The organism is Litchfieldia stipae (assembly GCF_014837155.1).
Classification (GTDB): Bacteria; Bacillota; Bacilli; order Bacillales; family Bacillaceae_L; genus Litchfieldia.
On record NZ_JACYHA010000048.1, the window covers coordinates 1 to 2590 of the forward strand.

The window sequence follows — 2590 nt, forward strand, 5'->3', positions numbered from 1 at the left end:
AATAACAAGCGTATTAAGCAAAAATTGGCTGGCATGAGCCCGGTTGAATACCGTAAACATACCAGCCAATTAGCTGCATAAAATATACTCTAACTTTTGGGGGTCACATCATTCTCACTTTGCCATCGGCACAAAAAAGAAGTGTGAGAACCGTCCCCCTGCCCACTTCCCTGTAAAGCAGAACACAAAATAATCCAGGAGGTATGCCCCCTGGATTCTAAATTTTATTTAGATAAACGTATTTTAATGCCCCATAATCTGATCTGCACGCTTCGCTACAACCATTAGACTCATGATTGAAATAGTAGCAACACTTCCAGCAATAGCACCAACAATTAATAAAAACATAAAATCCCCTCCAATATGATGGTCATAAATCGTAAGGGTACGTATTCGATAGCTGGCTGGCATAGTCAATTAGTCATTAGCCCCTGAAGCTTTGCGTCATCACTTTTCAATGATTTTGCCCGTTCGTACGATTTATGTGTAATATGTAACACCTTACTTAAGTATATATTCCTTTGATTTAAGAAAAATAGAGCTAAAAGACTCATTTCTTAACAAAATAACTATAAATTCTACATATTTCGCAAAAACCATTTTCTACTTTCTTTCCATTCTGGGTATCTATTACTACAAGATTACTCATAAACCAATAGTAGTAATAACCATCTAGCAAAACATCATCCGGCAACATTACCTATTACCTATTGATTTATACCTTCATTATACGTGAAATCGCTTACATTGTAAAGTGGGGACGGTTCTTACTCTGCCATCACATCATAAAAACCAGATCTCTCTCATAACTCCCCGTATTTCAATCCCAATAATTAAAGATGATTTCACCAACTTTTTTCGGCTTCCAATAAGCAATTTGTTGCAATTCTGTACGATTAAGTTCCATTATCCTTGTCTGATTTTGATTAAACGGTACGTTCAGTTCGTCCATAGCTAACACCTGATAGAAAAATGAGAATGGCTTATCATGAACAGGGTTATTTGTGAATTTAATGTTTCCAAATTCAATTTCTGATGCAAAAGCAAGATAAGGATAGTGCTTATTAAGCAAAATATAAAACAATCTACCTTCTATCTCAATTTGCGCATAATAGAAATTTGATTGGTCTATCGAAGTAACATCATCAATGACTTTCCCACGATTCCAAGAGGCAAAGTCAAAGCATAATTGCTTGAATTGTTTTCTATCTACCTCTGGTGGCATCTGAATATCGTAAAAACCAGTTATTCCATTAGGCAAGAGCATTTTTTTTCACCAACCTTTAGTGGTGCCTGTCACCACCCGAATTTTCTTGTTTCACAAATAATCGAAGACACAAGAACCGCCCTCACTCTGCCAATTATCCACGCTTTGAAAAAGGCAAAATAGTAACCCAAATACTTCTTTTTTCCTCTTTCTTAGAGAATTGCATGAATCTATTCTCTAATTCTTCTCGGTAGTCTTCTAGTTTCTTATCACAGCTCATGACGGAATGATTCAGATGCTCAAATAATTGCTTATATTCATGCTGAAGAGTTTTGTTCTTTTTAGATTTCGAATTTGTAAGACGGTCAACATACATCGTCAACTCATCCTGAAACTTCAATATATCTTTTGATAGCTCATTTATATAGGAATAAATAAATCCATCTGCATGTGCAGCCTTACCTTTTAGCCGATTCGTAATAATTTTTAAGTCTGGTTTGACCTGACCTCTAATTTTCTTATAATCATCCTTCACGTCGAACTCAACAACAATATCCTCAAACACTCCTGTTTTTGCATAAGCGAGAATGCGATGTTGCAATTGGTCCAAATAATTTCTAAACTTCTTCAATTCATATGAAATCGAATTGATTTCAAGAACAATCGCACCAAATCTAGTGATAAAAAGATCTCGATCCTGTTGCTCTAACGTTTTATTAATCTCTTTTTGCGAATAGCGAATCGTATAGTAAACCCCTAGCAAAGTGATCAGTCCGCTAAAAACAGCCCCCCAGAACGCCAACACATCAACATTGTCAGCCTTAGCAGGAGCCCCCTCCATAATCGTCGGCCAAATTCGTTGATAAAAAATAGGCAGCATAATAAATAGAACGAATAGCAATATAAGACATAATCCCGCCATTACCTTAAGTAAATTTATCAAAATACCATTCTCATTCTTCAACATCATATCCCTCCCTCATTCCACCCTATTTATAGGTATTTTATATCAACAATATATGTCCTTCAAGACACATAGTGCGGTTCTCCGCTTGCAAAAAGGAAGAGTGAGAACCGTCCCCAGTATAAAAATAGTTTGATATGGAAATAAATGATAAAAAAAATAGATTTTAGGGAGAAAAGAAGGTTGAATAATTATAGTAATGACAATACGGCTAGACGGTATCGGGCGCATGTTAGTATTCTAGGAACAACCCAAATACATCTTAGAAACCCTTATATCATCGCTTGGTGGAGTGCAGCCTTTCCTGGATATAAATGTCAACACAAATATGTACACTTTTGCTTGTATAACGATGTACAAAATCACTCGTTTTCTTTCACTAGATGATCTTTCAAACGATAAGATTGTCCGACCATTGT

3 protein-coding genes and 1 riboswitch are annotated in these 2590 nt (G+C 35.9%); of the genes, 1 reads left to right on the forward strand and 2 read right to left on the reverse strand.

The features are described 5' to 3' along the window. Positions 1-81 (forward strand): IS3 family transposase (locus F7888_RS23150; RefSeq protein ID WP_191783571.1); only part of this gene is annotated, 81 nt, incomplete at its 5' end. A gap of 311 nt (positions 82-392) precedes the next feature. Beyond that, positions 393-478, reverse strand: a riboswitch (cyclic di-GMP riboswitch). 342 nt (positions 479-820) lie between these two features. Here the strand turns inward: F7888_RS23150 and F7888_RS22200 are convergent. Together F7888_RS22200 and F7888_RS22205 are read right to left on the reverse strand one after the other, a co-directional pair. Beyond that, on the reverse strand, positions 821-1267 hold the full coding sequence (locus F7888_RS22200) for a hypothetical protein (protein ID WP_191783567.1): 447 nt from the start codon (positions 1265-1267) through the stop codon (positions 821-823). A gap of 94 nt (positions 1268-1361) precedes the next feature. Beyond that, entirely contained in the window at positions 1362-2174 is an 813-nt protein-coding gene (locus tag F7888_RS22205; protein ID WP_191783569.1) for a hypothetical protein, read from the reverse strand. Between the last annotated feature and the right edge of the window lie 416 nt (positions 2175-2590).

Excerpts from the sequence above, each read along its gene's own strand:
- F7888_RS22205 (WP_191783569.1), bottom strand. The coding sequence starts at position 2,174 with ATGTTGAAGAATGAGAATGGTATTTTGATAAATTTACTTAAGGTAATG.
- F7888_RS22200 (WP_191783567.1), bottom strand. The coding sequence starts at position 1,267 with ATGCTCTTGCCTAATGGAATAACTGGTTTTTACGATATTCAGATGCCA.